At 41.6% G+C, this 15,188-nt stretch carries 17 protein-coding genes, 1 tRNA gene and 1 pseudogene; 6 read left to right on the forward strand and 13 right to left on the reverse strand.

Going from position 1 to position 15,188, the window contains the following annotated elements; all coding sequences use genetic code 11:
• The first annotated feature begins 46 nt into the window (after positions 1-46).
• Positions 47-695 (forward strand): annotated as a pseudogene (locus tag CYG50_RS03010) (IS1 family transposase).
• 371 nt (positions 696-1,066) lie between these two features.
• On the opposite strand, the gene CYG50_RS03015 reads toward CYG50_RS03010, so the two are convergent.
• The 4 genes from CYG50_RS03015 to mutY form a co-directional block, all read right to left on the reverse strand.
• A tRNA-Phe gene (locus CYG50_RS03015) sits at positions 1,067-1,142 on the reverse strand.
• A 184-nt stretch (positions 1,143-1,326) separates the two neighbouring features.
• On the reverse strand, positions 1,327-2,400 hold the full coding sequence (gene mltC / locus CYG50_RS03020) for a membrane-bound lytic murein transglycosylase MltC (protein WP_102139777.1): 1,074 nt from the start codon (positions 2,398-2,400) through the stop codon (positions 1,327-1,329).
• Between the two features lie 54 nt (positions 2,401-2,454).
• The gene (locus tag CYG50_RS03025) at positions 2,455-2,724 is read right to left on the reverse strand and encodes an oxidative damage protection protein (RefSeq protein ID WP_004264665.1); all 270 of its coding nucleotides are present in this window, start codon (positions 2,722-2,724) and stop codon (positions 2,455-2,457) included.
• Between the two features lie 10 nt (positions 2,725-2,734).
• Positions 2,735-3,787: an A/G-specific adenine glycosylase gene (gene mutY / locus CYG50_RS03030; RefSeq protein ID WP_102139776.1), complete on the reverse strand. Its 1,053-nt coding sequence runs from the start codon at positions 3,785-3,787 to the stop codon at positions 2,735-2,737.
• 289 nt (positions 3,788-4,076) lie between these two features.
• Here mutY and trmB point away from each other — a divergent pair, with 289 nt between their 5' ends.
• The 5 genes from trmB (at position 4,077) to CYG50_RS03055 (ending at position 8,057) form a co-directional block, all read left to right on the forward strand.
• Positions 4,077-4,796, forward strand: coding sequence for a tRNA (guanosine(46)-N7)-methyltransferase TrmB (trmB, locus tag CYG50_RS03035; protein ID WP_102139775.1), 720 nt, complete (start codon positions 4,077-4,079; stop codon positions 4,794-4,796).
• Complete coding sequence (locus tag CYG50_RS03040) at positions 4,796-5,125, forward strand: YggL family protein (protein ID WP_004914167.1); 330 nt, start codon at positions 4,796-4,798, stop codon at positions 5,123-5,125. Before trmB ends, CYG50_RS03040 begins: the two co-directional genes overlap by 1 nt.
• 113 nt (positions 5,126-5,238) lie before the next feature.
• On the forward strand, positions 5,239-6,165 hold the full coding sequence (gene glsB / locus CYG50_RS03045) for a glutaminase B (protein WP_102139774.1): 927 nt from the start codon (positions 5,239-5,241) through the stop codon (positions 6,163-6,165).
• Positions 6,166-6,188: 23 nt separating this feature from the next.
• Positions 6,189-6,914: a YggN family protein gene (locus tag CYG50_RS03050; RefSeq protein ID WP_102139773.1), complete on the forward strand. Its 726-nt coding sequence runs from the start codon at positions 6,189-6,191 to the stop codon at positions 6,912-6,914.
• A gap of 192 nt (positions 6,915-7,106) precedes the next feature.
• Positions 7,107-8,057 carry a siderophore ABC transporter substrate-binding protein gene (locus CYG50_RS03055; RefSeq protein ID WP_102139772.1) on the forward strand — a complete coding sequence of 317 codons (951 nt, stop codon included), beginning with the start codon at positions 7,107-7,109 and terminating at the stop codon, positions 8,055-8,057.
• Between the two features lie 162 nt (positions 8,058-8,219).
• On the opposite strand, the gene hemW is transcribed toward CYG50_RS03055, so the two are convergent.
• From hemW to rsmE, 9 genes are all read right to left on the reverse strand, one after another.
• Entirely contained in the window at positions 8,220-9,359 is a 1,140-nt protein-coding gene (gene hemW / locus CYG50_RS03060; protein ID WP_102139771.1) for a radical SAM family heme chaperone HemW, read from the reverse strand.
• Positions 9,352-9,945, reverse strand: a complete 594-nt coding sequence (rdgB, locus tag CYG50_RS03065; protein ID WP_102139770.1) for an RdgB/HAM1 family non-canonical purine NTP pyrophosphatase — start codon at positions 9,943-9,945, stop codon at positions 9,352-9,354. Before rdgB ends, hemW begins: the two co-directional genes overlap by 8 nt.
• Before the next feature lie 16 nt (positions 9,946-9,961).
• Positions 9,962-10,546 carry a YggT family protein gene (locus CYG50_RS03070; RefSeq protein WP_102139769.1) on the reverse strand — a complete coding sequence of 195 codons (585 nt, stop codon included), beginning with the start codon at positions 10,544-10,546 and terminating at the stop codon, positions 9,962-9,964.
• 19 nt (positions 10,547-10,565) lie between these two features.
• Entirely contained in the window at positions 10,566-11,387 is an 822-nt protein-coding gene (gene proC / locus CYG50_RS03075; protein WP_102139768.1) for a pyrroline-5-carboxylate reductase, read from the reverse strand.
• Positions 11,388-11,400: 13 nt separating this feature from the next.
• A complete protein-coding gene (locus tag CYG50_RS03080; protein ID WP_102139767.1) occupies positions 11,401-12,093 on the reverse strand; it encodes a YggS family pyridoxal phosphate-dependent enzyme in 693 nt (230 codons plus the stop codon).
• 147 nt (positions 12,094-12,240) lie between these two features.
• The gene (gene ruvX / locus CYG50_RS03085; RefSeq protein ID WP_102139766.1) at positions 12,241-12,660 is read right to left on the reverse strand and encodes a Holliday junction resolvase RuvX; all 420 of its coding nucleotides are present in this window, start codon (positions 12,658-12,660) and stop codon (positions 12,241-12,243) included.
• The gene (locus CYG50_RS03090; protein ID WP_102139765.1) at positions 12,660-13,223 is read right to left on the reverse strand and encodes a YqgE/AlgH family protein; all 564 of its coding nucleotides are present in this window, start codon (positions 13,221-13,223) and stop codon (positions 12,660-12,662) included. Before CYG50_RS03090 ends, ruvX begins: the two co-directional genes overlap by 1 nt.
• Before the next feature lie 136 nt (positions 13,224-13,359).
• Complete coding sequence (gene gshB, locus CYG50_RS03095; protein WP_102139764.1) at positions 13,360-14,307, reverse strand: glutathione synthase; 948 nt, start codon at positions 14,305-14,307, stop codon at positions 13,360-13,362.
• 9 nt (positions 14,308-14,316) lie between these two features.
• Positions 14,317-15,048 carry a 16S rRNA (uracil(1498)-N(3))-methyltransferase gene (gene rsmE, locus CYG50_RS03100; protein ID WP_102139763.1) on the reverse strand — a complete coding sequence of 244 codons (732 nt, stop codon included), beginning with the start codon at positions 15,046-15,048 and terminating at the stop codon, positions 14,317-14,319.
• Positions 15,049-15,188 lie beyond the last annotated feature (140 nt).

Below are 15,188 nucleotides of genomic sequence, written 5' to 3' on the forward strand. Positions count from 1 at the left end.
GGCGAAAGTCGATGAAAGGTGCCCATTTTGTCAACAAACTCCCTCAGTGAAAAACATAGATTAGGGAGCGCTGATCATCAGCGTTATCGTTGCCAAAACTGCTACCGAAGCTTCCAACTCAGTTATGAATATCGCGCCTATCAACCCGGTACTAAAGATAAAATTATCGGCCTTTCGATGAATAATGCTGGTATTCGTGATACTGCTAGGGCCCTTCATATCAGCATTAATGCGGTTGTTCGTACTTTAAAAAACTCTCGCCGAAGCAGGTAACTTCTTTACCCCTTGATAATTTGCAGATTGAACTCCTTTGCGAAGTTGATGAACAGTGGTCTTTTGTAGCTAATAAGAAACAACAACGCTGGCTTTGGTATACTTGGGAACCCCGCTTAAAACGGATTATTGCTCATACGTTTGGTCGTCGAAACAAGAAAACCCTTCGAAAATTACTGGCTTTACTGTTTCGGTTTAATGTAGCTTTTTGGTGCATGGATAAGTTCAGTGCTTATGAGATATTGCCAAAACAAAAACATGTGACAAGTAAGTTTTATACGCAACGCATAGAAAGAGAGAATTTGAACCTGAGAAATCGCATAAAGCGACTGAACCGTAAAACCTTAGGTTACTCAAAGTCACCTGAAATGCATGACAAAATCATCGGCACATTCATAGAGCGTGAACACTACCTCTTATGATGATTTCTATATTGAATACACGACCCACTTGAGGAGGGAATCAAAATAGTATCGATTAATGAGGTATGTTCTGAAAGTAATTATTATTGTTTAGTAAACAAATTTTAAGCTATCCATAAAGATAAGTGCAATGTACTTTTTGAACGGCTTAGTTGGACGAGTTAAAAATACGAGGCTAATAACATGGTTAAGGGTAACAAACAAAATCGAACTGCAGTTACCCTGATTATTACCCTTATTTGCATTTGATGTGGGGTAATGTCAGTTGAACTCAGTTGACAAACGAAAGGCTTGAAAGCAGTGAGATGCCTTATATCAAGGCATTTTAGACATAAAAAAACCCCGCTTTTCAGCGAGGTCTTATAAATGCGTGGTGCCCGGACTCGGAATCGAACCAAGGACACGGGGATTTTCAATCCCCTGCTCTACCGACTGAGCTATCCGGGCAACGGAGCGTATTAAACCTGATTTCATTGGTTGAGTCAAGGCGCTTTCAATAAACTTTTGACTGTATGCGCTTTTTTTCAACATGTTAGCTAGTTTTTAATCGAAAAAACATAAAATCATTAAGGTTAATAACTGATGCCAGCCTTAAATCCGATTTTGGCTGGCATCCAATATTGGAAAAATTTTAACGTAAATAATTTTTCTGTGCTTTGTTCACTTTAATGAGGTAATTACGTGACTCAGCAGCTGGGTGCTTAGTGGACAAGGTTTCATACACTTCACCCGGTTCTAAATTGTTAATGCGCTGTGCGGCTTGTTTTTTATCGCTGTGGAAGACGCGTAGTACGCTACCAGCCCCGCCATTATATGCGGTAATAACAGCATAGCGGCGTGAGGTTTGGTTACGAATATCGCCTAAGTAGCTGTTTTGCAATATAGCTAAGTAAGCCGTACCCGTATCAATGTTTTTCTCTGGGTCAAATAAATAGTTACGGCTAGGAACACCGGATTTTCCTTGTGAGCGGAAAACATCTTTACCAGCTGTGTTTGGCATAATTTGCATTAAGCCAAGCGCATCAGAACGGCTAACCGCATAAGGGTTGAAACTCGACTCAATTTGCATAATCGCGAGGATTAAGGACTCATCTACGCCATATTTGGCCGAGGATTTCTTAATATAAGGTAAATATTTATGAGCCCGTTTATCTAAATGGTTTGGTACTAGTTGCATAGTTACGGACCAAACAATATTCATACCAGATTGGCGGCGCTGCATTTTATTTTCTATCAGATAATCAGCAAACTTTGTGGCTCGCCATTCCCAACGAATAGCTTCACCAGTGTTATCGAGCACTTGACCAAATAAAAAGGGTTCTTTGCTATGGGGAATATCATTGATATCAGAATAGAGGTCAATGGAATTGGGGTCGTCTCCCATTAATAAAGTGGTGACAATAGCTTTTTTTAAGTACTGTGAAGGTTCTACCGCTGAAATAGTCTCTACAGTAATGGTCCCTGCATCAAAATTAATATGGCTACGAGTTCGGTACTCATCGGTATATTTTACATAGTCTTTTGGACCAGCAATTAACACTTCTTTAATGCCCCAAATATTTTCAATATTGTGGGCAAATTGGCCCATTAAGATATTGAACCCATTAGTATCTTTGACATAATCCGGGTTAAAGTCAGGTTTTTGCTTGCTAGAACAAGAGACAATTAGAGGGATCAATAAACTCAGCGCAAATAGTTTTTTCATACGATTCACAGTCTTGGGGCAAAAGTCTACCTACTGAGTAGGTAGACAAACAGATTATTTTTCAGGTGTATAGCCATCAATATGGATGTCATGGCCTTCAAACAAGAACTTAATCATTTCTTGTTCTAACATTTTACGATCATCAGGGTTCATCGTATTGAGCTTCTTTTCATTAATGAGCATGGTCTGCTTTGTCATCCACTGACTCCACGCCTCTTTTGAAATCTCGTTAAAAATACGTTTTCCTAACTCACCTGGGTAAAGCTGAAAATCTTGCCCATCTGCATCACGTTGTAAAAATGTACAAAAAATGGTTCTACTCATTAATTTTTCCTCAAATATCAGGTAGTAAGGCGAGCTGTTTTAGTAAACTTTCAACTGGGGCTGCAAGGCCGATAGTTGCGCCTAGGTGTAAGTTATACCAGAGTCCTTTGCCTTCATCCATGGCAGAATTAAATGCCTGAATGTTAACTTTTACAGGGATAATATCTAAATGAAAATGGCTAAATGTGTGGCGGAAAGAAATTAATTGCTCTAATTGAGAATATTCTAAGCCTGATTCGGCCAGATAATCATTAAGTTGCTCTAAAGAGTCAAACTGTGGGAAGGCAAATAAGCCACCCCAAATGCCAGATGGTGGACGCTGTTCTAGCCACACATTATCGTCATGCTGCATAATCAAAAACCAAGCACTTCTCTCAGGGATTTTCTGCTTAGGTTTTTTGCCTGGGTAGTTTTGCCATGAATGATTGGCATAGGCTACGCAGCCAAAATTGAGGGGGCATAGTTCGCATTTTGGTTTACTGCGAGTACAGACCATAGCGCCTAAATCCATCATCGCTTGGTTAAAAAATTCAACTCCCACTTGTGGGGTGACATCAGTGCTGATTTCCCACAAACGGTTTTCGACTTCTTTTTTACCCGGCCAGCCATCAACCGCATAAGCGCGAGCTAATACGCGTTTAACATTACCATCGAGAATAGGGTAATGCTGTTTTTGTGATAATGATAAAATTGCCCCAGCAGTGGAGCGACCAACACCGGGCAGCGCTAAAACCTCATCAAATGTAGTGGGAAACGAGCCACCATATTGAGTCGCGACCACTTGAGCGGCTTTATGGAGGTTTCGAGCCCGAGCGTAATAGCCGAGCCCTGTCCATAAGTGTAAAACTTCATCAAGAGGTGCGTTGGCAAGAGCGGTAACATCCTCAAAGCGAGAAATAAACTTCTCAAAATAGGGGATTACAGTACTCACTTGGGTTTGTTGCAGCATAACTTCTGATAACCACACATGGTAGGACGATTTTTCCTGTTGCCATGGCAACGTTTTACGACCGTATTTGTGATACCAGTTGAGCACTGCAGATGAAAATTGTTGAGCTTCCATTAATAATTTTATTTTTTATTGATATTTCCAGTCATGATAGGAATTGCAACATAGACGAAGGGGGCTGTAAACCGCTATTGTGTTGTTTAGTGTAAAGTTAGCGAATTATCAACTGCATCCTTGTGGAAGTTTTGCTAAACTCCGGTATCCACCATGTTTCAAGGGTAAGGCTAGTCACTACAACTTGGGCATATAGGGCTATAGTTTGATGGGTTTGGTAATTCATCATCTTATCCACTTGATTGTTGGCACATTAACTTAATTGGGCACTCATTTTAGAACCTTTATTATGATCAATAATGTTATCTCCCCCGAATATAATGAAGATGGGCGGGTTATGCGCCGAGTCCGTAGTTTTGTCCGCCGTCAAGGGCGTCTGACAAAACGTCAGGAAGACGCATTAGAAAAAGAATGGGCAGAAAAAGGCATCGATTTTATCAATGAGCCTTTTGATTTTGCCAAAGTATTCAATAACTCAAATCCAGTGACTTTGGAAATTGGCTTTGGGATGGGCGCCTCATTGGTGACCATGGCATCTCAAAATGCAGATAAAAACTTTTTAGGCATTGAAGTTCATGCACCCGGTGTTGGCGCATGTTTAGCATCGGCAAAAGAAGAAAACATCACTAATTTACGGGTGATGTGCCATGATGCAATAGAAGTTTTAGACTGCATGATCCCAAACGGTAGCCTTGAAATGGTTCAGTTATTTTTCCCTGATCCATGGCATAAAGCGAAACACAATAAGCGTCGTATTGTGCAAGTTCCATTTGCAGAAAAAATTTGCAGCAAACTAGCTATTGGTGGTGTTTTCCATATGGCAACGGATTGGGAGCCTTATGCAGAGCACATGCTTGAAGTGATGACGAGTGTCGAAGGGTATAAAAACTTATCACCATCAGGTGATTACGTTCCTCGTCCGGAAACAAGACCAGAAACAAAATTTGAAAAGCGCGGCCAGCGGTTAGGGCACGGTGTATGGGATTTAATGTTTGAGAGGATCAAATAATGGCTAAACAACCACGTAGTCGTCGTTTACGTAAAAAATTACGCTTGGATGAGTTCCAAGAGTTAGGCTTTACCGTTAAGTGGAGCTTTAAAGAAGGTACGCCGATTGAGGAAGTTGACAGTACCGTTGACCAACTGATTGCAGAAGCGATTGAACCGAATGGTTTAGCGTTTGAAGCTAGTGGCTATATGAGCTGGGAAGGGATCGTTTGCCTGCAAAAAATTGGTAAATGTACCGAAGAGCACCGCCAAATTGTTGAAAATTGGCTAAAATCAAAAGGGATGAATGACGTCGTCGTTTCTGAGCTTTTTGATGTTTGGTGGGAATAATAATTTTATTGAGTAAATCTCAATAAATAAACTGATTTTTCAGTCGCTTGAAGAGGCATCCAAAAATTGGGTGCCTTTATTTTCTGTTGCAAATACTATCTGGAGTCAACGTTTTGAGCGCCATGTTTTCTAACCAGCTACTCAACGATATCCTAGACCAAGTTCGCCCACTGATTGGGCAAGGTTGTGTTGCAAATTATATTCCTGCTTTAGGTTGCGTGCCTTCCCATCATTTAGGCATTGCGGTATCCACAATCGATGGCGATATTTTTACCGCAGGGGACGCGTACCAACGCTTTTCAGTCCAATCTATTTCAAAAGTATTAAGCCTTACACTTGCAATGACACGTTATGAGGAAGAGGAAATTTGGAGCCGCGTAGGTAAAGAACCCTCAGGGCTACCCTTTAATTCGTTAATTCAAATTGAAATGGAAAAGGGGATCCCACGAAACCCGTTTATCAATGCGGGAGCCATTGTTATTGCGGATATGCTGCAATCACGCCTAAGCGCACCTAAACAGCGTATGTTGGAGTTTGTCCGAAAGTTATCTTGTGAACCTGATATCAGCTATGACACGGTTGTTGCTCGCTCAGAATTGGAACACGCCAGTCGTAATGCAGCCATTGCTTATCTTATGAAATCTTTTGGGAATTTTGAAAATGATGTTTTAACGGTTCTCGAAACTTATTTTCATTATTGTTCTCTAAGTATGAACTGTGTTGAATTAGCGAGATGTTTTTCCTATTTAACATCGCAAGGAATGTCATCTTGCTCCATTGACCCTATCATCACACCGCTACAATCAAGGCAAATTAATGCATTAATGATGACTTGTGGTATGTATGACGGCTCTGGTGAGTTTGCATTTCGGATAGGAATGCCCGGAAAGTCAGGCGTTGGCGGGGGGATTGTCTGCGTAGTACCAAACCAATTTACTGTCGCGGTTTGGTCACCTGAGCTAGACTCAGCGGGGAACTCTTTAGTCGGCTGTGCGGCTTTAGAGTTGCTATCGAAACGAATTGGGCGTTCTGTTTTTTAATTCATGCTCTACTAGGAGATTTTATGTTACGCCGTACATTAATTGCATTTTCACTCCTTGCTTGTGCGACGAGCCAAGCTGCAGATTATAACTGTTCTGTAACACCAAAGGATGACATCGTTATGACTCCTGAAAGTGTGCAAGTTATTGGTGCGAGTGGCGATTTAAAAATTACGCCAAATGGTGATATCACACTTAACGGTAAAAATATTGCTGCAACAGAGGCCCAAAAGCAGCAAGCTATTCGTTACCAAGCCGCTATTCGTCAGGACTTACCTTGGATAAAACAAGAATCAGAAAAAAAATTATCAACCTCAAGGGAAACGATAGACAAAGTTGTCGTTAAAGTGGTTGGTAGCGATAGCAATATCCGTAACCGGTTAACAAAATTAGAAAAAGAGCTTAATGGGCAAATCAATCAAATTATTGAGACTCGCCCTAGTGGTTATGTTTTTCACCATGAAGCCATGAAAACCGTTGAAACGAAAGGGCGCGAGCTAGTTAATGAAAGTTTAGGCGGCATTTTACAAGACAGCATCAACGAAATGGGGCGCAAGCAATTATTATCGGGTGGTGACGCCAGTAAAGCGCTACAAGGTGTGTTAGGGAACTTAGGTGGGTTACAACAAGAGCTTGAATCTGAATGGAAAAAACAAGAGAAAAGCTTCCAGCAATTTGGCCAACAAGTTTGTTCTAAAGTGACCTCAATCGAACAACAACGCGTCTCATTACTTAATTCAATCAAATAACCTTATGAGCAGTAATGTATTTTTTGTACATTACTGTTTTTTTATTTATCAATATTATCGTCATCATCAATTTGTGTGATATTAATTCCATTAATGGGAATGAAAATGAAATTGATTCTTATTTGATTGACATCTAAGCTGCTCACTTTACAATGCGGGTTTGGCTTAATGACTTAAATTGGGATCATTTAAATGAAAAAATTCATACCTGCTCTGCTTGTTTCTGTGTTGTCATTCTCTGCGCCTTTCGCTCTCAGCGCTGAATCTACCACTTTCACGCCAAATGCCGTGACAGCACAAGGTGTTGAAAAAGTGACGATCAAACACCTGTCAGGTGAAACTGAAGTCATGAAAAAACCACAAAAAGTGGTTCTGTTTGATTTCGGTGTTTATGACTCAATGCAAAAACTCGGCTTAGGTGACAAGGTTGTTGCACTACCAACAGGCAATGCTCCCGCTTATATAAAAGGCAGCATTCCTGCATCAATGGAAAATGCAGGTGGAATGAAACAACCTGATTTAGCCAAAATCGCGCAATTAAAACCTGACCTGATTGTGATCACAGGTCGTCAAGGTAAGTCTTATGATGAGTTATCAAAAATTGCACCAACCATTAATTTAGGTTCTGATAGCAAACACTATATTGATTCTGTGAAAGCCAATATTGGTGTGATTGGCGAACTTTATGGTAACCAAAAAGCGGTTGATGAGCAGTTGGTACAATTAGATAAAGTCATTGCAGACGCTCAGAAAAAAGCGGCTGATTCTAATAAGAAAGTATTAGTGCTGATGCATAACGACGGTAAATTAATTCCAAACAGCCAAGCCGTTGTTTACAACGTTGTGAAAGCGCAACGTTCTGAACTACCCGTTGATGAAAGTGCAGATAAAGCAAAACGCCGTGTAGTGGATACCAAAACTATTGCTCAAGCGGATCCTGACGTGATCCTGATTGTTGACCGTAGCGAAGCGATTGGAGCAGGTAAATTGGATAAAACGGTATTTGAAGATAGCAATATTCAAGAAACCAAAGCTTATAAAGATGGCAAAATTACTTACCTGCAATCTGACTTATGGTATTTGTCAGGTGGTGGTTTAGTCAGCTTAACTGAACAAGTTAATGCGGTAGTTAATGCACTGTAACTGATATCTGCCGCTGTCTTATTGATGGTGGCAATATGTATTACCTCAATTGTTATTCTTGTCTATTTCATTTTTACCTCTAAATAAAAAGCCCACTTTAATTTGAAGTGGGCTTTCATCTAATTTACAAGCGAAATGATTTATAAGTGAACGGAATAATTGCTATTCTTCACCTAAAAATAACTCTAATAGGGAATTGAGAAACAATTTTCCATGCTCTGTGATCTGCCATTCATCCACAGTTTCTATGATATAACCTTTAGCTAAGGCTTCATCAATAGCCGCTCTAACTGTTGATTCTGGTAACCCTGTATATTGGGTAAATTCACTTCGAGGCATGGCTTCAAGTAAACGAAAACGGTTCATGAAATATTCAAATGGCCTATCGGAGGCGTCAACATCATAAGATTGATGCATGTATCGGCCTTCCATATAACCCCGAGGATGTTTTGTTTTTACGGTTCGTAAAATTTGGCCATCTTCAAAAGAAATTTTTCCATGAGCACCGCAACCGATGCCTAAATAGTCACCAAAGCGCCAGTAATTGAGGTTGTGTTGGCATTGGTAACCAGGTTTAGCATAGGCGGATGTTTCATATTGCTGATAACCTGCCGCACTTAATAATTTATGGCCTTCGGTGTAAATATCCCACAGCGTATCGTCATCGGGTAATACTGGAGGACGTGAGCCAAATTGGGTGTTGGGTTCAATGGTTAATTGGTACCAAGACAGGTGCGGAGGTGCAAGTTCAATGGCTTGGCGCAGGTCAGATAAACCTTCAACTTGAGTTTGCGCAGGTAACCCGTGCATTAAATCGAGGTTAAAGCTTCTTAAATTAAGATTAGTGGCCAACTGAGCCGCTCGTTTCGCTTCGTCAGCACCATGAATACGGCCTAAAGTGATTAATTTGTCATTACCGAAACTTTGTACACCAATAGAAATACGGTTGATTCCTGCTGCTTGGTAACCTGCGAAACGCTCAGCTTCAACAGTGCCGGGGTTTGCTTCCATGGTGACTTCTGCGTGAGGGTCTAGATCAACTCGCTGACGTACGCCATCCATTAAAGCCTGCATTGACTCAGCACTTAATAAACTGGGCGTTCCACCCCCAATAAAAATGGTTTTTACCGAACGCCCAGCAACTAATTTTGCATCGATGTCTAAATCGGCCAATAAGTGCGCCACATATTCTTGCTGAGGGATTTCCCCTTTAAGTGTGTGTGAGTTGAAGTCACAATAAGGGCACTTTTGCACACACCAAGGGATATGGATATACAGGCTCAGCGGAGGTAATTTAAGCATTCTTTAGCGCATCCAACATCATTGTGAGTGCTCTTCCACGATGTGAAACGGCTTGTTTTTCTGCTTTAGTTAACTCTGCTGAGGTGCAACCTAATTCAGGAACATAAAATATTGGGTCATAACCGAAGCCGCCTTGGCCTTTGCGTTCATGAGTGATGACACCGTGCCAACGACCATGAAAAACCAATGGTGTCGGGTCTTCTGCATGGCGTAAATAGACTAGAACGCAGTTGAATTGAGCCTGGCGTTGGTCGTCAGGCACATTTTTCATAGCTTCGAGTAATTTTATCAGGTTTTGCTCATCGGTCGCATCTGCCCCCGCATAACGTGCGGAGTAAATCCCCGGCGCGCCACCAAGTGCATCAACGGAAATTCCTGAATCATCAGCAATTGCGGGTAACCCGGTTTGCGCTGCTGCATGGCGCGCTTTTAGGATCGCATTCTCAATAAAGGTTAAGCCCGTTTCTTCTGCAGATTCAACACCTAATGAGGTTTGTGCGACGATATCCATCCCAAAATCACGTAGTAGGTCAGCTAACTCATTCACTTTTCCGGGGTTACCGGTGGCTAAAACAACTTTTTGCATTATTTAAAACTCGTTTTTACATAATACCAATGGAATACATCATTGCAGTTAATGATGGGTCAATCATTAGTGAGATATCAACACGCAAATAATTCAGAGCGATTAAAATAAACATCACAATCATTGCGGAGAAATCTAACCCGCCCATCGCAGGGATGATACGGCGAATTGGCGCCATTAAAGGCTCTGTTAATTGGTACAATAAATAGTCTACAGGGTTACGGCCTTGGCTGACCCAGCTTAAAATTGCACGGATTAAAATCATCCAAAAAATTAATTTACCAGTATAGGTTAATAATAAAATCAGCCCCATAGGTAGAATGCTTACACCTAAAATAGGGAGCAAGTTAGTCGCCCACATACCAAAGATAATGGCTGCAATAGCTAAAATGAACGCAACAACGACAGATGCGGTATCTATCGCGCCAAAAGAAGGAATGACTCGGCGCAATGGTGCGACGATAGGTTGTGTTGCTTTAACGACAAATTTCGAAAAAGGGTTATAAAAATCTGCACGTACCCACTGCATCCATACGCGCAGTAGTAATACAAAAATATACAGTTGGATCAGGGTCGTAACGACAAATACTAAGGTCTGCATGGTGAATTCCGCGATTAATTTAAAAAAGTTTTTCCATTTCTTCAGCTCTATTTATTGCGCTTTGCATTGCATCGGCAACAATCTGCGGAAGATTTCCATTATAAAATTGCTCTAAAGCCATCGCGGTGGTACCGCCTTTAGAGGTGACTTGTTCACGTAGAGTCGAAAAAGCCGTGTCGTTTTGCGACTTAGCAAGCTCTACAGCCCCTTCAATCGCATGAAGAACGAGCTCTCGAGCTTGCTGTTTATCATAACCGAGTTGTTCTGCTTTTTGTTGCATCGCTTCCATAAATAGAAAGAAATAAGCAGGGGAGCTACCAGTAATGGCAATAATGCTATTGATTTCTTGCTCTTGTTGGCACCAAATCGTGGAGCCGACACTCTGCATCAGTTCTTGTGCAAATTGTTTGTCTTGCTCTGAAACCTTCCCTTGAGCAAATAGCCCACTAACGCCTTTCCCCACCAATGATGGCGTATTTGGCATGATGCGTACTAAATTCAACGGATGAGCGAAATAATCGTTATAGCGTTCAGCGGGGATCCCAGCAGCAATGGTGAGGATTAATTTTTGATCAAAATTAGCCGCATTTTGCAGTGGTTCACACACGTCTTTCATCATTTGCGGCTTAACGGCGAGGACAATCACATCCGCAGCTTTTACAGCAGCTAAGTTATCATCACTGCTAATGATGCCATATTGTTCAGCCAGTTTTTCTCGACGTACAGGCGTAGGAGAACACACTGTGATCATCGATGCAGGGTAGCCATGGTTAACCAGCCCAGCAATGATGGCGTGAGCCATATTTCCGGCGCCGATGAAGGCAATTTTACGATGTTGCATTCTGTTCTCCTATTTATTGGTGATATTGGCGCGCGCCAAAAATAGCGGTTCCTATGCGAACAAGTGTTGAACCGCAATGGATTGCTGCGCGCATGTCGTCAGTCATCCCCATTGAAAGCGTGTCAACCGTGGGATAAGTGGCTTGTAATTGCTTAAATGCGTCATTCATTTGATGAAACACAGCACATTGGCGCTCATAATCCGTTTCAGGTGCAGGGATTGTCATCAGCCCACGTAACACAAGGTTGGGCATAGTCGCGACTTGTGCAGCGAGGTCTGCCACTTCTTCTAGCGTTATACCCGATTTACTGTTTTCATCGCTGATATTAATTTGAATTAGCACATTGAGAGGGGCTTTTTCACTAGGGCGTTGGTCATTTAAGCGCTGGGCAATTTTCGCTCTGTCTAAGGTATGGAACCAATCAAAATGTTCAGCGACAAGGCGGCTTTTATTTGACTGTAACGGGCCAATAAAATGCCAAATAAGGTCATTTCTGTTCGAAAAATATTGAATTTTTTCAACACCTTCTTGAACATAATTTTCACCAAATTGGCGCTGACCTGCCTCAATGGCTTCTAAAATAGCTTCACAAGGTTTTGTTTTACTTACCGCGAGTAGCGTAATGTCTTGTGGTGAGCGCTGACACTCTGCGGCAGCATGCTCAATACGCGCGGTGACATCAGAGATATTATTTTGAATGGTCATTATTTTATTCAATATGGTTTATTCAATACTATTTTATTCATGTCATACATGAATAGCGACTGTTGACCATAGTGTAAAGCAAATTACATCAGAACGGCACCATTGCATGAGGTTAAGCTAAAAATAACCACACAAAAGGCGCAATACTTATATCTGTTGCTCAAACCAGCTTTCAAGGATCACCACAGCAGAGGCTGAATCCACTTTGCCTTTACTTAGTGCTCGATAACCACCTTGTTCAAAAAGGCCAGCTTTTGCTTCAACAGTGGAAAGACGTTCATCGTGTAATTCGACTTTAACACCAAAACGGCCATGAATCCGATTTGCAAAATTACGGGCTTGGCTTGTAACAAGTTGCTCGGTACCATCCATATTAAGGGGAAGGCCGACAATAACCAACTGAGGTTGCCATTCTTTAAGTAACTTTTCGATTTGTTGCCAATCAGGACGGCCGTCACTGGCTTTTAGTGAGGTTAATGGCCGTGCAGTACCTGTAATTTCTTGCCCAACCGCTACACCGATACTTTTGGTTCCAAAATCAAAGGCTAACAATGTTCTTCCAGACATTAAGCATGCCCCGCTTGCATTGAAATTGTATGAATATCAATACCAATTAATTTAGCTGCTGCGGTCCAGCGTTCATGAATTGGTGTGTCAAAAATAAGCTGAGGAGACGCTTCGACAGTTAGCCAGCTATTTTCCATAATTTCCCGTTCAAGTTGGCCAGGTTCCCAACTTGCATAACCTAGTGCAACTAATGAGTTTGCGGGGGAATGTTCACTTCCTAACATCTCTAAGATATCTTTTGATGTCGTCACCATCACTTCATCATTTAAGTGCAGGCTAGATAAAAAGCCTTTAACTGGAGTGTGTAAGATAAACCCATGCTCTTCTGCAACAGGGCCACCTGCGATAACAGGCTTTTTTAAATTACGATCATCAATTTTATCTGAAATCGTGATTTCGAGTTTTTTGAGCATCGTATCGACGGAAAAGTCATCAATAGGTTTGTTAATCACAATCCCCATCGCCCCTTTTTCGTTGTGCTCACACACATAAACGACCGATTGTTCAAAATAAGGGTCTGTTAAGGATGGCATGGCGATAAGAAAATGGTTTTGCAGATTCAAACTTAGACTCCAGCAAATTTAATCACAATTAATAGAATACAATAAAAGGCTAAATAATCGGTGGTAGAACAAACTGATGACGTTTACCGTGTAAAAACAATAAAAATCATCAGTAAAGATAAATCACCGCTATAAATTATTTATTGAGACGGCGTTCAATGGCATCCATTAACATACCGGTAATGGAGATATCAAATGCGGCTTCAATTTCCCGTGCACACGTTGGGCTGGTCACGTTAATTTCAGTTAAACGGTCACCGATGATATCAAGGCCAACAAATATTAAGCCTTTTTCTTTCAATGTTGGCGCAACAGCACGTGCGATGGCCCAGTCACTTTCAGTTAATGGACGCGCTTCACCACGGCCACCCGCAGCAAGGTTACCTCGGGTTTCGCCTTGAGCTGGAATTCGTGCTAAACAATACGGAACGGGTTCACCATCAACAACTAAGACACGCTTATCACCATCTTTAATTGCTGGCAGGAAGTTTTGTGCCATGCAGTAGCGGGAGCTATGTTCTGTTAGCGTTTCAATAATCACACCCACATTTGGGTCATCTTGCTTGAGGCGGAAAATCGAAGCGCCACCCATACCATCTAGTGGTTTAAAAATAACATCGCCATGTTTTTGGTGGAATTCTCTCAACTTTTGTGGGCTGCGAGTGACTAATGTGTCTGGTGTTAATTCAGCAAACCAAGCCGTGAAGAGTTTTTCATTACAGTCACGTAGGCTTTGCGGTTTATTCACAATTAAGGTGCCAGCTTGTTCCGCTCTTTCTAGAATATAAGTCGCATAGATAAATTCAGTATCAAAAGGTGGGTCTTTACGCATTAAAATGGCATCAAGAGAGCTCAGGGCAATATCTTGTTCTCCCTGAAATTCATACCATTTTTCTGGGTTTTCTTCGACCGTCACGATTTTAGTTTGTGCGCGAGCTTCACCTTGGTGTAAATACAGGTCATTCATTTCCATATAATGGATTTCGTAACCACGACGCTGAGCTTCCAACATCATTGCAAAACTGGTGTCTTTCTTGATTTTGATGGACGAAATAGGGTCCATCACTATACCGAGCTTGATCATTTTTTCTCCTTACCCCAGATCACCTAAGCGCACTTGCAGTGCTGTGATAGCGGTTAGCGCAGTCGTTTCTGTTCGTAATACTCGAGGCCCTAACAGTATATCGGTAAATTGATAATTTGCTGTCATGGCAATTTCGTCTGCTGATAAGCCACCTTCTGGGCCAATCAACAATCGTACTTTCTTCAGTTCAGTGGGTAACGTATTAATACTTTCTGTTGCTCGTGGGTGCAAATTAACTTTAAACGCACCATCATTTTCCGCGCACCAGGCTTCCAGTGTCTGCACTGGGCGAATTTCTGGAATTCGGTTACGGCCACATTGTTCGCAGGCTGCAATCGCAATTTTTTGCCATTGCAGTAATTTTTTTTCCAGTCGTTCACCGTCTAAACGAACACCACAACGCTCTGATAATAAAGGTGTTATTGTGTTAACCCCGAGTTCAACAGATTTCTGTATGGTAAATTCCATTTTTTCCCCACGAGACATGACCTGTCCTAGGTGTAAATCGAGAGGAGATTCTCTATCGTCAATCTGGCTATTTTCAATGTGCACGAATACATTTTTTTTAGTAGCTTCAGTAATTTCAGCGCTAAAGATTTGATTGCTGCCATCAAAAAGTTCGAGTTTTTGGCCCGCAGTCATGCGTAGTACCCGACCTACATGGTTTGCAGCATCATCACCAAGAGAAATCGTTGTATTTATTTGAAGAGGCTCTGGGTGATAAATGCGTGGAACGCGCATAGTTTTTCCTTAGTACAGACAGGGTTAATAAATAATATAGCTTTGATGAATATGGGGGTTGAATTGTTAAACTCAAGCACTGCTACCTAGTTTATAACGAAATACTGGCCTTTTATAGTATGTCTGTGCCATAAGCGACA

This window comes from Providencia huaxiensis (assembly GCF_002843235.3).
Lineage (GTDB): Bacteria > Pseudomonadota > Gammaproteobacteria > Enterobacterales > Enterobacteriaceae > Providencia > Providencia huaxiensis.

Excerpts from the sequence above, each read along its gene's own strand:
- mltC (WP_102139777.1), bottom strand. The coding sequence starts at position 2,400 with ATGAAAAAACTATTTGCGCTGAGTTTATTGATCCCTCTAATTGTCTCT.
- CYG50_RS03025 (WP_004264665.1), bottom strand. The coding sequence starts at position 2,724 with ATGAGTAGAACCATTTTTTGTACATTTTTACAACGTGATGCAGATGGG.
- mutY (WP_102139776.1), bottom strand. The coding sequence starts at position 3,787 with ATGGAAGCTCAACAATTTTCATCTGCAGTGCTCAACTGGTATCACAAA.
- trmB (WP_102139775.1), top strand. The coding sequence starts at position 4,077 with ATGATCAATAATGTTATCTCCCCCGAATATAATGAAGATGGGCGGGTT.
- CYG50_RS03040 (WP_004914167.1), top strand. The coding sequence starts at position 4,796 with ATGGCTAAACAACCACGTAGTCGTCGTTTACGTAAAAAATTACGCTTG.
- CYG50_RS03050 (WP_102139773.1), top strand. The coding sequence starts at position 6,189 with ATGTTACGCCGTACATTAATTGCATTTTCACTCCTTGCTTGTGCGACG.
- CYG50_RS03055 (WP_102139772.1), top strand. The coding sequence starts at position 7,107 with ATGAAAAAATTCATACCTGCTCTGCTTGTTTCTGTGTTGTCATTCTCT.
- hemW (WP_102139771.1), bottom strand. The coding sequence starts at position 9,359 with ATGCTTAAATTACCTCCGCTGAGCCTGTATATCCATATCCCTTGGTGT.
- rdgB (WP_102139770.1), bottom strand. The coding sequence starts at position 9,945 with ATGCAAAAAGTTGTTTTAGCCACCGGTAACCCCGGAAAAGTGAATGAG.
- CYG50_RS03070 (WP_102139769.1), bottom strand. The coding sequence starts at position 10,546 with ATGCAGACCTTAGTATTTGTCGTTACGACCCTGATCCAACTGTATATT.
- proC (WP_102139768.1), bottom strand. The coding sequence starts at position 11,387 with ATGCAACATCGTAAAATTGCCTTCATCGGCGCCGGAAATATGGCTCAC.
- CYG50_RS03080 (WP_102139767.1), bottom strand. The coding sequence starts at position 12,093 with ATGACCATTCAAAATAATATCTCTGATGTCACCGCGCGTATTGAGCAT.
- ruvX (WP_102139766.1), bottom strand. The coding sequence starts at position 12,660 with ATGTCTGGAAGAACATTGTTAGCCTTTGATTTTGGAACCAAAAGTATC.
- gshB (WP_102139764.1), bottom strand. The coding sequence starts at position 14,307 with ATGATCAAGCTCGGTATAGTGATGGACCCTATTTCGTCCATCAAAATC.
- rsmE (WP_102139763.1), bottom strand. The coding sequence starts at position 15,048 with ATGCGCGTTCCACGCATTTATCACCCAGAGCCTCTTCAAATAAATACA.